We start from the raw sequence: 14083 nt of genomic DNA, 5'->3' as shown, positions 1-14083 counted from the left end.
ACATCCATTGTATAACTTTATCCTTTCCAAATGTCGCTGCCGATGATCATTGGAAGAACTACTCCAATCACGAAGGACGACATAACCAATGTCCAATCCCGCTTAGAAAAACGGAAAAATGTTTGAACAATATACGACAAAAGTAAAACAATTAATACAACTATGATTTGAGCTACTTCAATTCCGAGTGCAAATTCTAAAAGTGGCACTAATTTATCAACTTTTTCACCGGGTAAAATGGATTTAAAATAGTTAGAGAAACCTAATCCGTGAATAATTCCGAAAAACAAAGTGACAAATGCAACGAACGTAATACTCTCTTTTTTACCCGATTTTCCGGCTGTAAAAAGATGAAAAAATGCAGTAATTAAAATAGTAATCGGAATAAGAAATTCGACCAAACTAGCTTTAATAATGACAACTTCAAAAACGGAAAGCATAAGAGCCAACGTATGACCTAACGTAAAAAGTGAGACCAAAATGAGCACACGTTTCCAGTCTTTAAAAGCATAAGGAACCGTTAGGGCGATGAGAAAAAGCACGTGATCGTAGCCGTCAATATCGAGGACGTGTTGAAGACCAATGTTAAAGTATAACCAGAATTCTGACATAGATTAATAGATTTTAAAACTTAGGGTGTTCAAACTTACGATTTATTTTGAAACTGTTGGAATTGAAACCTTTAAAATGATGTTAAAGAAAAAGAATTTTTGAAAAGAATTTTTGCGGATTTCATAAAAAAAATTGGAAATAGAATTATATTTGCACAATAATTTAAAGCAAACTTATGTCAATTTCAGATTTATTTGATAGCGGATTTAAAAATAGAAATAAAGGTCACTTTTCGGCCATTGTACGTGTGGCGTTAAGCGATGGTGACATTACCGTGGAGGAAAGAGAATTTATTGATAAATTGGCCAAAAACTTGGAAATATCTAAGGATGAATATGATGAAATTATGGATAATCCTATGAAATATCCAATTAATCCACCTTATTTATACATTCACCGTTTAGAGCGTTTGTACGATTTGGCGAGAATGGTTTACACCGATCATATACTAGGGCCGAAACAAAAAGAAATATTAATCAAATTTGCTTTGGCATTAGGATTTACGCCAGGAAACGTGAATTATATTGTTGACAAAGCTTTATCACTTTTAGTACTCAATGTAGATTTGGATACGTTTTTGTTTGAAATGCAAAACATGAATAAATAATAATAAAGCCCTGAAATTTCAGGGCTTTTGTTTTTAAAAAAGCATTTTTAACATCAAAAACCAAAAGAATTACATTTTTATTGTTTAAATTTATTTTCATTTTGTTTCAAAAATTTAGTAACTAAAAACTTAAAATTATGAAACCAATAAACAAACAATTCAAAGTATTAATTCTTTTTTATTTTCTTTCCTCTTTTATATTCTTTACTAATTGCTCAAGTGACGACAAAAATCCAAAAGTTGAAATTTGCAACAATGGTATTGATGATGATGGTGATGGCTTTATTGATTGTGAGGATCTTGATTGTGAGGAAAGTCCAAATTGTTTAACTGAGATTTGTGATAATGGTATTGATGATGATGGAGATGGTTTTATCGATTGTGCCGATTTCGACTGCAATGATTTTCCAGGTTGTAATTAACTAATAGTATAGTTATTCAACAAATTGATAGATGGTGTCACTTTTATAAAACTGTACCGGAAATCTTTGTTTAAATTTAAAAACGTAAGATCTTAAATACTTAGCAAAAAGCCCTGAAATTTCAGGGCTTTATTGTGACTAAGTGGTATACTTTTAAACTCTTAAACAATTTTAAACTTTTAAACCAATAAGAGTAAGAAGTTATCTATATTTCGCCATAAACTCTTCTGCCTTTTCTACCATTTTTCGGCTACCGCAAAAGAAGGGAACACGTTGATGTAATTCGGTGGGTTGAATTTCCATAATTCGGTTGAAGCCGTCAGACGCTTTTCCACCGGATTGTTCTGCTAAAAAGGCCATTGGGTTGCATTCGTATAATAAACGAAGTTTACCATTTGGAGCTTTTGAACTTGTTGGGTAAATATAAATTCCGCCTTTAATCATGTTTCTATGAAAATCGGAAACCAAACTTCCGATATAACGGGAAGTGTACGGACGATCTTCTTCTTCCAACTGACAATATTTTAAATAATCTTTTACACCTTGCGGAAAATGAACATAGTTTCCTTCATTAATTGAGTAAATATTTCCTGATTCGGAATAACGCATATTTGGGTGGGAAAGGTAAAATGTACCAATCGCCGGGTTTAACGTAAATCCGTTTACACCGTGACCTGTGGTATATACTAACATTGTTGAAGTTCCGTAAATTACATATCCGGCTGCTACTTGACTCACGCCGGGTTGAAGAAAATCTTCAATTGCTACAGGTGTTCCCATAGGAGTTTTACGGCGGTAAACGGAGAAAATAGTTCCAACAGAAACGTTTACATCAATATTAGATGAACCGTCAAGTGGATCCATTAAAACGACATATTTGTTGTTATGACTATTGTCGCTACCGGCCACAGTGATAAAATCATCGTTTTCTTCAGACGCGATTCCGCACGCAATTTCTCGGTTGATAAGGGTTTGAATAAAGACTTCGTTAGCATAAACATCTAGCTTTTGTTGGTCTTCTCCTTGAATGTTTTGTTCGCCTGCTGCTCCTACGATATCAACCAATCCGGCTTTGTTTACTTTGTAGTTCACTACTTTGGCTGCTAGTCTGATGGAGTTGATGATTCGTGATAATTCTCCTGTTGAGTATTGAAATTCTTCTTGCTTTTCGATGATGAACTCACCCAGTGTTTTGTTTCTTTCTTCCATTTCGCAAACGTTGTAGTTGTATTAGTGGCACAAATATCGAAATTTTTGTGATACAAACCAGATTATTATTGTGTTATGTTAAAGAATTGTACTTTTGTGCACGATTAATAGCCCTGACAGTAGCGGTAAGCCCGCAGCAACAGAGCTTTAAAATGCTTAAAGCGGCAAAGCGACCAGCGGAAGCTCTTGCCGGTTTATAGTATTTTTAGCTCTGGGGCGAGGACTTGTAGCGGATGGCGGGAATAGCTTCTGAAAAAAAATGAACATTAGAAAAGGAGAACTAAGCGATATGACGGCGGTGTTAGGATTGATTCAGGAACTCGCTGTTTTTGAAAAAGAACCTGATGCAGTAGTCGTTACGGTTGCCGATTTAGAACGTGATGGTTTTGGAGAAAAGCCACTGTTTCAAACGGTTGTGGCCGAATTGAATGGTGAAATCATTGGAATGGCGTTGTATTATTATCGGTATTCGACTTGGAAAGGGAAGACGATTCATTTGGAAGATTTGATTGTGAAGGAAGCTCATCGTGGCACCGGAGCGGGTTTGGCATTGTACACCGAAATTATGAAGCAAGGCAAGAAAGACGGGGTGCGACGCATTGAATGGAATGTGCTGGATTGGAATGAACCGGCGATTCGATTTTATGAAAAATCGGGTGCGAAGTTGTTGGATGATTGGCGAGTGGTGCAGATGGATGAGGAAGGAATCGAAAAATTTTTGAAAAATAACTAATTGACTAATTGCCACATAGGCAAATTGACTAATTGAACTCATGAAAATATTCAAATTTGGAGGAGCATCCGTGAAAGATGCCGAAGGTGTAAAAAACGTATTGTCTGTGTTGCAAAAAGTGGGGCACGATGATGTATTACTCGTGATTTCTGCGATGGGAAAAACCACGAATGCGTTGGAAGTTGTGATTAAGCATTATTTTGAGAAATCGGCTGAGTTGAAAGCATCGATTCAGGAAGTGCGAAAGTACCATAACCAGATTTTGTTGGAATTGTTTGAAGACGATAAACATCCGGTTTATAGAGCGGTGAATGCTCATTTTGAAGAGTTGGATTATTTTTTGAGTCACAATAAATCGCCGAATTATAACTTTGTGTATGATCAGGTGGTGAGTTATGGGGAGATTATTTCGACGACGATTGTGAGTCATTATTTTAACCATAGTAACTTGAAAAACAATTGGTTGGATGTTCGTCAGTTTATAAAAACCGATGCGACGTATCGTGATGCGATTGTGGATTGGGAGCAAACGCAAAAACTAATTTCGAAGAATGTAAAACGAAAATCGTTGAATATCACGCAAGGTTTTTTAGGTTCGGATGAAAATAATTTTACTACAACATTGGGTCGTGAAGGTTCGGATTATACGGCGGCTATTTTTGCGTATTGTTTGAATGCGGAAAGTGTGACGATTTGGAAAGATGTTCCTGGTGTTTTGAATGCCGATCCGAGGTATTTTGATAATGCTATTTTGCTGAATCAGATTTCGTATCGCGAAGCGATTGAGTTGGCGTTTTACGGAGCTTCGGTTATACATCCGAAAACGCTGCAACCTTTGCAAAAAAAGGAGATTCCGTTGTTTGTGAAGTCGTTTGTTAATCCGCTGTTACCGGGTACGAGAGTGTATAAGGGAGCGGATTTGGAACCACAAACGTCGTGTTTTATTGTGAAAAAGAATCAATTGTTGATTTCGCTTTCGTCGATTGATTTTTCGTTTATTATGGAGGAAAATATCAGCGAGATTTTTGCGTTGTTTCACGATTATAAAATGAAAGTGAGTTTGATTCAGAATACTGCGATTAGTTTTTCGGTGTGTATTGAGGATAAATTTGGGAACTTTCCTGAGTTGAAAACGGTTCTTTCTAAAAAGTTCAAGGTTTCGTATAACGAAAATGTTTCGTTGTACACGATTCGTCATTTTACAGAAAAAGCAGCTCAGACTGTAGAAGAAAACAAGGAAGTTTTGGTAAAGCAGATTAGTAGAGAGACGTTGCAGGTGGTTACGAGGGAGTAGTTTTTTTTGTTTCAGGTTTCAAGTTGCGGGTTGCGGGTTACCCCAATCTTGTCATGCCGACGAAGGAGGCATCTCAGGAAACTAAATTGTAAATAATTAATTACGACCGATAAACTTTGTTTAATCTTTTGTTAAATATGTTAAACAAAACTAATTAATGCTCTACATTTACAATCTAATTATAAAAAAAACTAAAATGAAATTAATCAAATCACTAACTATCTTGTCACTCGTTGGAATGCTTGTAACCTCATGTGGCGAAGCTAAAAAAGAAGAAGCTGTAGAAGAAGTTGTAACTGTAGAAGAACCGGTTGAAGTAGTTGAAACACCAAACATTGTTGGCGTTGCTTCGGGTAATGCAGATTTCAGCACCTTAGTAACTGCTGTTGGAGCAGCAGAATTAGCAGAAACTTTAAGTGGCGAAGGCCCATTTACCGTATTTGCTCCAACAAATGCTGCATTTGAAAAACTTCCTGCAGGAACTGTAGAAACTCTACTAAAACCTGAAAATAAAGAAAAATTAGCTTCTGTGCTAACCTATCATGTTGTAGCCGGAAAATTTGAAGCTGCTCAGGTAGTTGAAGCCATCAATGGAAACAATGGAAAATTTGAAGTTACAACCCTTCAAGGGGGAAAAATCACATTAAGTCTAACCGATGGAAAAGTAATTTTGACTGATGCAAACGGAGGAAAAGCTACAGTAGTAATTGCTGATGTAGCTGCTTCAAACGGTGTAATTCACGCCATTGATACCGTAGTGATGCCAAAATAAAAGTGTTACTGTTTTTTCATTAAAAGAGCTGTTTTGTAATTAAACAGCTCTTTTTTTATTTCAATTCTACCGGAATAGAATTGAATGGTCTAAGGTATTTTTCTTTATCGGGAACACCACCCCACTTTTTGATGTAATAGGATCGGTTTTTCAAAAAATTCTCATTAAGTGTCTCATCTTTATCGATCGTCATCGAATTTCGAAAAATAACCGGATTGAGTTTTTCCGTATAAACCATATTCATATCAAGTAGTTTCATGCGATAGTGAGCATCATTATCTTCAAAATAGGCAGGAAAAATATTTTCATCAAATTTTCCAAATTCTTTCCAAGCCTTAACAGTAAGAATATAAGAACTCCATTGTTGGTAGGAATTGATAAAGTCCATGTTTTTCCAAATTTGTAAAACAGATTGAATTTGGATTTCTGTTTTGCCTAAATAAATATCATCGTTAAGCATTAATACATGCGTGGCTTTTTGTTTTTCGGCAAATTCCATCAGCAAATTCCAACTTTTGGCTACTCCTAAATTGGTTTCAGGTCTATGAATAACAAAATTATGTTCACGGCTGACAATTTCCTGATTTCCGTTATCGCAAATCACGATGAGTGTTTCTTTAAAATCAGTAAAATAGTGAGCAAGAGCTTCGTTCAATAAATCTGCTCGATTGATGGTCGGAATAGCGACCACAAAACGAATTGGTTCTTGGTTGATTATTTTAAAATGTTTAAACATTCTGGCTTTATTGAAATTTCAAAAATAGGGAAATGGGTTCTGAATTTGCAAACGATAAAACTTAAAATTGCAAATTTTATTTATGCTTCCTTCGATAAAAAAGATTTTATGCTTAACTTTATATTTAAACCAATTTAGATTTTTCTTAAAATGGCAATGAATATCAAAAAAATCTTTAATTTTTCCAGCAAGTTTGAAAATCGTGACGAAATCATTCTCCGTGATTATTTGGCGATGGAAAGAACCAAGCTGGCCAACGAAAGAACCCTACTCTCTTACATCAGATCTTCACTTTATTTGTTACTAGGAGGAATTGCAATTATTCAGTTAGAAGGTTTTGAAAGCATTAAATTTATAGGATACATTTCTTTAGGACTAACTATTTTATTGGTTATTATTGGGATTTATCGTTTTCAAAAACTTAATCGACAACTGAAAAATTATTACAGTCAAATTGAGTTGATGTTTGAAGAAAAAAAAGAGTCTTAGTTTTTTTTAATGCTTAGTTTTCATTCTAAAAAGTACAAAGTAGATGAACAGATTATAAAATGTATATTCAAATTTGAAATAGATAGAAGTACTTTAAAAATGTATCCAAATACAGATCACTTATTATAAAATGGAAAGTAATGCCACCTTAAAAGACATAGCTAAACTTTTTTTGAAACTCGGTGTCATCGGTTTTGGTGGCCCAGCGGCTCATATTGCCATGATGCAAGACGAAGTGGTCGTGAAAAGAAAATGGCTAACCGAACAACATTTTCTTGACCTTATTGGAGCAACAAACCTAATTCCGGGACCCAACAGCACCGAAATGACCATGCACATTGGCCACGAAAAAGGCGGTTGGAAAGGATTGGTTGTAGCCGGACTTTGTTTTATTCTTCCGGCGGTTTTCATCACCGGAATTTTTGCTTATTTATACAAACAATATGGCGAGCTTCCTGCTGTGCAACCTTTTATTTATGGTATAAAACCTGCGATTATTGCCATTATTTTAGGAGCTATTTTCCCTTTGGCAAAAAAATCGCTCAAGTCAATAGAATTAATCATCATTGGAATAATCGTCTTGATGGCTTCACTATTCAAAATAAACGAAATTTATTTGATGTTTGGAGCCGGTTTTTTTGCTTTGTTTTTGGCCTACATTCGAAGTAATAAACAAAATAGTCTACCGAGTTTTCTACCATTAACTTTATTGCAAATTACCAACACTACTTTACTTTCGGCAACTAACGCAAATCTATTTTGGATTTTTCTGAAAATTGGAGCAATTCTTTATGGAAGTGGTTATGTATTGTTTGCTTTTTTGGATACGGAATTAGTTTCAACAGGGCTTTTAACCCGTCAGCAATTAATTGATGCCATAGCAGTTGGGCAATTTACCCCCGGACCCGTTTTTTCTTCGGTAACGTTTATCGGGTATCAAATTAACGGATTTACCGGAGCTGTTGTTTCTACGATTGCCATCTTTTTACCATCCTTCCTATTTGTTGCTTTGCTTAATCCGATTGTGAAAAAAATGCGAAATTCCACATTATTCTCAGCCTTTTTGGATGCTGTTAATGTCGCTTCAGTAGCCATTATTGTGGCTGTTTGTTTTGATATGGGAAAAGATACAATTACCGATTGGCGAACAATTCTAATCGCAATTCTAAGTATTGCTATTGCTTTTGGCTACCGAAAAATAAATAGTGCTTTTGTTGTTTTGGGTGGATCTTTCTTGGGATATTTGCTGAGTTTTGTATAAAATTTCAAATTCTAAAAACTTCTGATTGATTTTCATTTTATTTTAATTGACTATTTTCAATCAACTATTCCCAATTTATTCCATCCCAAACCACACTTTTAACCCCTAAAAAATACTACTTTTGAATTTTTAGAGTTAGTATAACTATGTTGAAAAATTGCTTTTTAGGGATGTTGCTGCTGATGGTTTCCGGGTTGTGGGCTCAGGAAAGCGAAACACCTTATAAAAAGAAAAAAATTACCGTATCAACAGATACGATTTCGCTCGAAAAAGTGAGTATTAACAAAGAGTTTTTTAAAGTTTTAGATGGAAATGGCAATCCGATTGACACTACTTTTTACAACGTCAACTTTCAAAAAGGAACGCTTGTTTTTAAAAATAATTTTCAATCCAACGATACACTAACAGTTCGCTACCTAGCTTTTCCTGAATATTTAACTAAAACGTATAGCGTTTACGACGAAAGTAAAGTGGTTCCCAACTCCAGAGGAAACGGTCAATTATATTCGCTTTCCAAAGACCGAATCAACAGCTTCAAACCGTTTGACGGACTCACCACTTCGGGAAGTATTACAAGAGGCGTAACTATTGGAAACAACCAAAATGCAGTAGTCAATTCCAATTTAGATTTGCAAATTGCCGGAAAACTTTCGGACAAAGTAAGTTTGCGAGCTTCTATTCAAGACAGTAATATTCCATTGCAAGAAGGCGGTTATTCACAAAAATTAGATGAATTTGATCAAATTTTCATCGAATTATATTCCGAAAAATGGAACATTCGTGCCGGTGATTTATTTTTGGAAAATCGGCAATCTCGCTTTTTAAATTTTAATAAAAAAGTGCAAGGTTTATCCACACAATTTCGTCTGGGCGAAGAAGGAAATAAAACCACAATTTTTGCTTCAGCAGCTCTCGTCCGTGGACAATATGCCAAAAGCACTTTTGTGGGTCAGGAAGGAAACCAAGGTCCGTATAAACTTCGGGGTAATAATGGAGAATTATATGTGTTAGTTATTTCCGGTTCCGAACGCGTTTTTGTCAACGGAGTTCTCTTGCAACGTGGCGAAAACAATCAGTACACTATTGATTACAATGCAGGAGAAGTTACATTTACTTCGCTTTTTCCCATCAATTCTGAAATGCGGATTAACATTGAATACCAATATTCCGACCGCAGTTTCACCCGATTTGTCACCTATGGCGGCGTAACACATGAACGCGAAAAATGGAGTATTGGCGGATTTATTTATTCTGAAAATGATGTCAAAAATCAACCTTTGCAACAAGATTTATCTGAAGAACAAGTTGAAATTCTCAAAAACGCAGGCGATAATATCAACTTAATGAATGCTCCTTCTGCTTATGAAGATACGTTTTCGGAAAACAAAATTTTATATCGAAAAATACAAATTTCAGGTGTTGAAATCTTCGAATTTTCCAATAATCCGGAAGACGTTTTATACAATGTTCGTTTTTCTTTGGTGGGAAATAACCAAGGAAATTACGTTTTAGCCAACAACCAAGCTGTGGGACGAATTTATGAATATGTGGCCCCGGTAGGTGGCATTCCGCAAGGAAATTATGAACCCATTATTCGACTCATTGCTCCGACCAAAATTCAAATTGCTACGGTGATGGGAAAATACAATCCGTCTGACAAAACGAATGTTGATTTTGAAGTGGGAATCAGCAACAATGACTTGAATTTATATTCCAATTTAGATAACGACGACAACCAAGGAATTGCAGGTAGACTTAATGCCAGCCAACGTCTTTTTTCCAAAAATTGGACATTGGATGCGTTTGCCAATGTGCAATTTGTGGACAGAGATTTTAGAACCATTGAACGTTTGTTTACGATAGAATTTGATCGCGATTGGAATCTGACTTCTCCAATAGGGAATCAAAGTTTGGTAATTTCCGGTTTGCGATGGAATCATCCTGAAAAAGGTTTTGCCAATTATCAATTAGAAAAATTGGACTTCTCAGATAATTTTTCAGGAATTCGGCATGTTTTGAATGGTCGCTTCCGTCACAAAAATTGGACACTTGTAAACAATAGCAGTTTGATGAAAAGTGATGGTTCATTTGCCAATTCCACTTTTGCCAGAAGCGAAACCCAAGCGAAATATGATTGGAAAAAAAATTGGATTGGAGGAACACTTCGGTTGGAAGACAATAGCGAAAAAATAATCGCTACAAATACTTTTTCTCCCCTTAGCCAACGCTTTTTGGAATATGGCGGATTTGTGGGAAGAGGCGATTCTACGAAAGTTTTTATGGAAGTAGGTTATTTACATCGTGTAAACGACAGTTTACAAAATGGTTTTGTACAGCGAGTTAATCGGTCACATTCCTATTACTTGAAATCACGTTTACTGCAAACTGAAAAAAGCGATTTAAGTGTTTTTATCAATTACAGGAACTTGCAATTTGAAGATGAAACCCGACCAAACGAACCTTCGTTGAATTCACGCATTTTATATAACGATCGGTTTTTTAAACAATTACTTTTGCTCACAACAGCTTATGAAACCGCTTCGGGAACTTTACCACAACAGGAATTCACCTATTTGGAAGTAGAACCCGGTCAAGGTGTTTTTATGTGGAATGATTACAACGGCAACGGCATTCAGGAACTACAAGAATTTGAAATTGCTCCGTTTCCCGACCAAGCCAAATATGTGCGGATATTTTTGCCGAATCAAGTGTTTATTAAAACTCATCAAAATAAGTTTTCAGTTTCGCTGACATTGAATCCTTCGATTTGGCAGAATGAGACGGGATTTAAGAAGTTTTTGTCTTATTTCTACAACCAAACATCGTATTTAATTGATAGGAAAATTGAACGAAATTCGGATAACTTCAACCTCAATCCGTTTGAAAGTGATGAATCGGAACTACTGGGACTGAATTCTAGTTTTATGAACAGTTTCTTTTACAATAGAGGAAAACAAAATCATTCGGTAACTTATTCTATTTTAAATAGCAGAACCAAAAATTTGCTTTCCATCGGTTCACAAGAAAATAAAAATTTTGCTCATCAAGTGCAATATGCTCATTTATTAAAGAAAAGTTGGTTGTTCGCCTTATCGGGGAAAACGTTTACCACCGAAAGCATTTCAGATAATTTTCCGGCACGGAATTTTGATATTTTAGGCTATCAAATTGCTCCGAAAGTGAGTTATTTATTTTCAAAAAATACGAGTTTGGATGTGTTTTATGAAATTCAAAACAAAGAAAATCAACTGGGAAACAGCGAAACGCTAAATCAAAGTAGGTTAGGAACGTCCTTCACGTATGCAGGCGAGAAAAAATTTACGATGAACGGAGAGTTTTCGCTATACAACAATGATTTTACTGGTGATGAATTATCTGCGGTAGGCTTTCAAATGTTGGAAGGACTTCAACCCGGAAGAAATCAAACGTGGCGATTACTCATCCAAAAAAACCTGACGCAATATTTAGATGTGAATGTGAATTACCAAGGAAGAAAGAGCGAAACCAGTGATACAATTCATACCGGAAGTGTTCAGTTGAGAGCATATTTTTAAGACAATTTGTTAAAATAAAAGCCATTCATTTTTAAATTATTATATTTGAAATTGAAAAAAATAACCTTATGAAATCAAAATCGATACTACTTTTCCTTTTGGGAAGTTCACTTTTCTTTACTTCATGTAAAAAAACAGAGGAAGCACCTGCTTCTACAGAGCAAAAAACAGAAACAACGGCGACTGAAACACCTGCTGCAAATGATGTTTCAAATATAACCACAACTCCCGCTCCGGCTGCCGCCGCTACACAAACGGCTACTCCGGCAGGACAACCACCAAAATTAAATCCGCCCCACGGACAACCTTTTCACAAATGTGAAATTGCAGTTGGAGCACCTTTAGACGGTTCTGCTCCCGCACAAGGAACTACTCCTGCACCGGTTCAGCAAAATGCACCAAAATCATTTTTCAAAACAGTTCAGAGCGAACAACAAGCTAATCCAACTCAGCCAGTAGCGGCAGCACCTGCTCCTGCAAAACAAGTAACGCCAACTCAACAAGTTAAACCTACAGCAACACCGGCTTCTACAACAGCCAATGCTACGGGTCCAAAACCAAAAAATAATCCGGCACATGGTCAACCGCATCACCGTTGTGATATTAAAGTGGGTGATCCGTTACCGGATGCATAAAAAAAAATTATTCTACTGATTAGTGTATATATAATTATATAAAAAAACTCCGTGAAGGCCTTCTTTACGGAGTTTTATTTTGAAAATAAATTCAAAAAAAATAGTTTAAAAACTTTCTGAAAATTTAAATAATCCTTTCAGACTTTCTTCTTTTTCTTTATACACAACCGGAACTTTTTGGTTGCCTAATCTAAATTCATTAATTTCGCTTTCGGATAATTTTTTATACAATTCCGGTGTCAAGATAATGCTTCCCATTAAATTAAATCTTCCTGCTTCCAAAGTTGTACAATTGATTTCTAAATTATCAAATTTCAATACTTCTCCATCTGAAAGAGTTAAATGAATCCCATTGGAATCCGGACATTTTTTTGCTTCAGTTTTTAAAACCAAACTAATTTCGTTAATAGTAGAAGATTTATATTTTGAAATGATGATGGAACTATTTTCATACACTAATTCAGATTCATAATCGTTTTGATACAATGGGTCTCTCTGCTCTTTTGCAGTTTGGCTGTAACCTATTAAATTCATAAATAAAATAAGAAAGATATAATTAGATTTCATTTTTTAAGATTTTAGAAGTTAAATAATAAACAAATTTTAAATAATCGTTTAAAATGTGAAACGTATATTTACGATATTTATTATGGGAGAATAAGGCTATTTATAATACTCAAATTCAGTGACAAATATTTTGTGAAATTTAGATGAGGTAAGAATTTTATGAAACAAAACCTCGTAAAAAAAGACTTTACGAGGTTATAAGTGGAGAAGATGGGGCTCGAACCCACGACCTTTTGGCTGCCAGCCAAACGCTCTAGCCAACTGAGCTACATCCCCAAAGTGACGGCAAATTTAATTAAATTTATTTTAAATCAGACCTTTTCCTTTTTAATTTTTTAAAGTCTTTTCGTGTCCCTAAAATTCATAAATTTGTTAGATAAAATTACTTTATTCATTTAAAAATGAAATATCTTTTTTTCCTGGTTCAAACTGTTGATTTAAAAGAAAAACTTGAAAATGCACCTGATGATTCCTACCAAATCGGATTAATTATTGGTTCTTTTGTGCCTTTTGTGGCATTGGTTGCAATTGCCTATTGGATGTATTATGTCGCTAAAAAAAGAGAAAAAAACCAGTAGCATTACTTATCTTTGTGCCGAAATAGAAATGAAATGGCAAAAATTAGAATTACCAAACAATTTAGTTTTGAAACCGGACATGCTCTTTATGGCTACGATGGAAAATGTAAAAACGTGCATGGTCATAGTTATAAACTTTCGGTTACAGTTATTGGAACACCAATTATTGATTCTACGAATGTGAAATTTGGTATGGTCATCGATTTTGGCGATTTGAAAAAAATTGTGAAAGAAGAAATTGTTGATTTATTTGATCATGCCACAGTATTTAATCAAAACACACCCCACATTGAATTGGCAGATGAACTGAAAAATAGAGGTCATCATGTCATTCTGGTTGATTATCAACCAACAAGCGAAAATATGGTTGTTGATTTTTCTGAAAAGATTAAAAATAGACTTCCTAATTCAATTGAGCTTCATTCCTTAAAATTACAAGAAACGGAAACATCATTTGCAGAATGGTATGCTTCTGATAATGCTTAAAGTAATATTTTTATATACTAAAACCCCGGATTTTCATTAGAAAATCCGGGGTTTTTATAGTTTATTAATTAAATCTTACTTCTTCACAATCAAGAACTCACTTCTTCTGTTCTCTGCGTGTTGTTCTT

At 35.1% G+C, this 14083-nt stretch carries 15 protein-coding genes and 1 tRNA gene; 11 read left to right on the top strand and 5 right to left on the bottom strand.

The features are described 5' to 3' along the window. Positions 1–17: 17 nt before the first annotated feature. Complete coding sequence (locus tag B4N66_RS05805) at positions 18–611, bottom strand: HupE/UreJ family protein (RefSeq protein ID WP_291093095.1); 594 nt, start codon at positions 609–611, stop codon at positions 18–20. A 176-nt stretch (positions 612–787) separates the two neighbouring features. Here B4N66_RS05805 and B4N66_RS05800 point away from each other — a divergent pair, with 176 nt between their 5' ends. Next, the gene (locus B4N66_RS05800) at positions 788–1219 is read left to right on the top strand and encodes a TerB family tellurite resistance protein (RefSeq protein ID WP_291093094.1); all 432 of its coding nucleotides are present in this window, start codon (positions 788–790) and stop codon (positions 1217–1219) included. 137 nt (positions 1220–1356) lie between these two features. Next, positions 1357–1641, top strand: a complete 285-nt coding sequence (locus B4N66_RS05795; RefSeq protein WP_291093092.1) for a hypothetical protein — start codon at positions 1357–1359, stop codon at positions 1639–1641. A 201-nt stretch (positions 1642–1842) separates the two neighbouring features. On the opposite strand, the gene fbp is transcribed toward B4N66_RS05795, so the two are convergent. Then, positions 1843–2850 (bottom strand): class 1 fructose-bisphosphatase, encoded by a 1008-nt coding sequence (fbp, locus tag B4N66_RS05790; RefSeq protein WP_291093090.1) that lies wholly within the window; start codon positions 2848–2850, stop codon positions 1843–1845. Between the two features lie 259 nt (positions 2851–3109). Here fbp and B4N66_RS05785 point away from each other — a divergent pair, with 259 nt between their 5' ends. From B4N66_RS05785 to B4N66_RS05775, 3 genes are all read left to right on the top strand, one after another. Then, a complete protein-coding gene (locus B4N66_RS05785; protein WP_291093088.1) occupies positions 3110–3583 on the top strand; it encodes a GNAT family N-acetyltransferase in 474 nt (157 codons plus the stop codon). 40 nt (positions 3584–3623) lie between these two features. Next, a complete protein-coding gene (locus tag B4N66_RS05780) occupies positions 3624–4877 on the top strand; it encodes an aspartate kinase (RefSeq protein WP_291093087.1) in 1254 nt (417 codons plus the stop codon). A 196-nt stretch (positions 4878–5073) separates the two neighbouring features. Beyond that, positions 5074–5649 (top strand): fasciclin domain-containing protein, encoded by a 576-nt coding sequence (locus B4N66_RS05775; protein ID WP_291093085.1) that lies wholly within the window; start codon positions 5074–5076, stop codon positions 5647–5649. A gap of 55 nt (positions 5650–5704) precedes the next feature. On the opposite strand, the gene B4N66_RS05770 is transcribed toward B4N66_RS05775, so the two are convergent. Continuing rightward, positions 5705–6385, bottom strand: a complete 681-nt coding sequence (locus B4N66_RS05770; protein ID WP_291093084.1) for a glycosyltransferase family 2 protein — start codon at positions 6383–6385, stop codon at positions 5705–5707. 156 nt (positions 6386–6541) lie between these two features. Between B4N66_RS05770 and B4N66_RS05765 the strand changes: the two genes are divergently transcribed. From B4N66_RS05765 to B4N66_RS05750, 4 genes are all read left to right on the top strand, one after another. Next, positions 6542–6874, top strand: a complete 333-nt coding sequence (locus tag B4N66_RS05765) for a DUF202 domain-containing protein (protein ID WP_291093082.1) — start codon at positions 6542–6544, stop codon at positions 6872–6874. Positions 6875–7004: 130 nt separating this feature from the next. Beyond that, the gene (gene chrA, locus B4N66_RS05760) at positions 7005–8135 is read left to right on the top strand and encodes a chromate efflux transporter (protein WP_291093081.1); all 1131 of its coding nucleotides are present in this window, start codon (positions 7005–7007) and stop codon (positions 8133–8135) included. A 146-nt stretch (positions 8136–8281) separates the two neighbouring features. Beyond that, entirely contained in the window at positions 8282–11689 is a 3408-nt protein-coding gene (locus B4N66_RS05755; protein ID WP_291093080.1) for a hypothetical protein, read from the top strand. Positions 11690–11757: 68 nt separating this feature from the next. Continuing rightward, positions 11758–12324 carry a hypothetical protein gene (locus B4N66_RS05750; protein WP_291093078.1) on the top strand — a complete coding sequence of 189 codons (567 nt, stop codon included), beginning with the start codon at positions 11758–11760 and terminating at the stop codon, positions 12322–12324. Between the two features lie 105 nt (positions 12325–12429). Here the strand turns inward: B4N66_RS05750 and B4N66_RS05745 are convergent, their stop codons facing one another. Both B4N66_RS05745 and B4N66_RS05740 read right to left on the bottom strand, forming a co-directional pair. Beyond that, positions 12430–12891, bottom strand: coding sequence for a hypothetical protein (locus B4N66_RS05745; protein WP_291093076.1), 462 nt, complete (start codon positions 12889–12891; stop codon positions 12430–12432). A gap of 202 nt (positions 12892–13093) precedes the next feature. Next, positions 13094–13167: transfer RNA gene (locus B4N66_RS05740), tRNA-Ala, on the bottom strand. Positions 13168–13292: 125 nt separating this feature from the next. On the opposite strand from B4N66_RS05740, the gene B4N66_RS05735 reads away from it, so the two are divergent. Beyond that, a complete protein-coding gene (locus tag B4N66_RS05735; RefSeq protein ID WP_291093075.1) occupies positions 13293–13469 on the top strand; it encodes a hypothetical protein in 177 nt (58 codons plus the stop codon). A 33-nt stretch (positions 13470–13502) separates the two neighbouring features. Further along, positions 13503–13955, top strand: coding sequence for a 6-pyruvoyl trahydropterin synthase family protein (locus B4N66_RS05730; protein WP_291093073.1), 453 nt, complete (start codon positions 13503–13505; stop codon positions 13953–13955). Positions 13956–14083 lie beyond the last annotated feature (128 nt).

The sequence above is a fragment of the Flavobacterium sp. UBA2787 genome (genome assembly GCA_002352205.1).
Lineage (GTDB): Bacteria > Bacteroidota > Bacteroidia > Flavobacteriales > Flavobacteriaceae > Flavobacterium.
The sequence above is the reverse complement of the archived record's forward strand: the minus strand, read 5'-3'. Positions and strand labels throughout refer to the sequence as shown.

Bases quoted from the DNA above. Each gene is read 5' to 3' on its own strand.
- B4N66_RS05805 (WP_291093095.1), bottom strand. From the start codon at position 611: ATGTCAGAATTCTGGTTATACTTTAACATTGGTCTTCAACACGTCCTC.
- B4N66_RS05800 (WP_291093094.1), top strand. From the start codon at position 788: ATGTCAATTTCAGATTTATTTGATAGCGGATTTAAAAATAGAAATAAA.
- B4N66_RS05795 (WP_291093092.1), top strand. From the start codon at position 1,357: ATGAAACCAATAAACAAACAATTCAAAGTATTAATTCTTTTTTATTTT.
- fbp (WP_291093090.1), bottom strand. From the start codon at position 2,850: ATGGAAGAAAGAAACAAAACACTGGGTGAGTTCATCATCGAAAAGCAA.
- B4N66_RS05785 (WP_291093088.1), top strand. From the start codon at position 3,110: ATGAACATTAGAAAAGGAGAACTAAGCGATATGACGGCGGTGTTAGGA.
- B4N66_RS05780 (WP_291093087.1), top strand. From the start codon at position 3,624: ATGAAAATATTCAAATTTGGAGGAGCATCCGTGAAAGATGCCGAAGGT.
- B4N66_RS05775 (WP_291093085.1), top strand. From the start codon at position 5,074: ATGAAATTAATCAAATCACTAACTATCTTGTCACTCGTTGGAATGCTT.
- B4N66_RS05770 (WP_291093084.1), bottom strand. From the start codon at position 6,385: ATGTTTAAACATTTTAAAATAATCAACCAAGAACCAATTCGTTTTGTG.
- B4N66_RS05765 (WP_291093082.1), top strand. From the start codon at position 6,542: ATGAATATCAAAAAAATCTTTAATTTTTCCAGCAAGTTTGAAAATCGT.
- chrA (WP_291093081.1), top strand. From the start codon at position 7,005: ATGGAAAGTAATGCCACCTTAAAAGACATAGCTAAACTTTTTTTGAAA.
- B4N66_RS05755 (WP_291093080.1), top strand. From the start codon at position 8,282: ATGTTGAAAAATTGCTTTTTAGGGATGTTGCTGCTGATGGTTTCCGGG.
- B4N66_RS05750 (WP_291093078.1), top strand. From the start codon at position 11,758: ATGAAATCAAAATCGATACTACTTTTCCTTTTGGGAAGTTCACTTTTC.
- B4N66_RS05745 (WP_291093076.1), bottom strand. From the start codon at position 12,891: ATGAAATCTAATTATATCTTTCTTATTTTATTTATGAATTTAATAGGT.
- B4N66_RS05735 (WP_291093075.1), top strand. From the start codon at position 13,293: ATGAAATATCTTTTTTTCCTGGTTCAAACTGTTGATTTAAAAGAAAAA.
- B4N66_RS05730 (WP_291093073.1), top strand. From the start codon at position 13,503: ATGGCAAAAATTAGAATTACCAAACAATTTAGTTTTGAAACCGGACAT.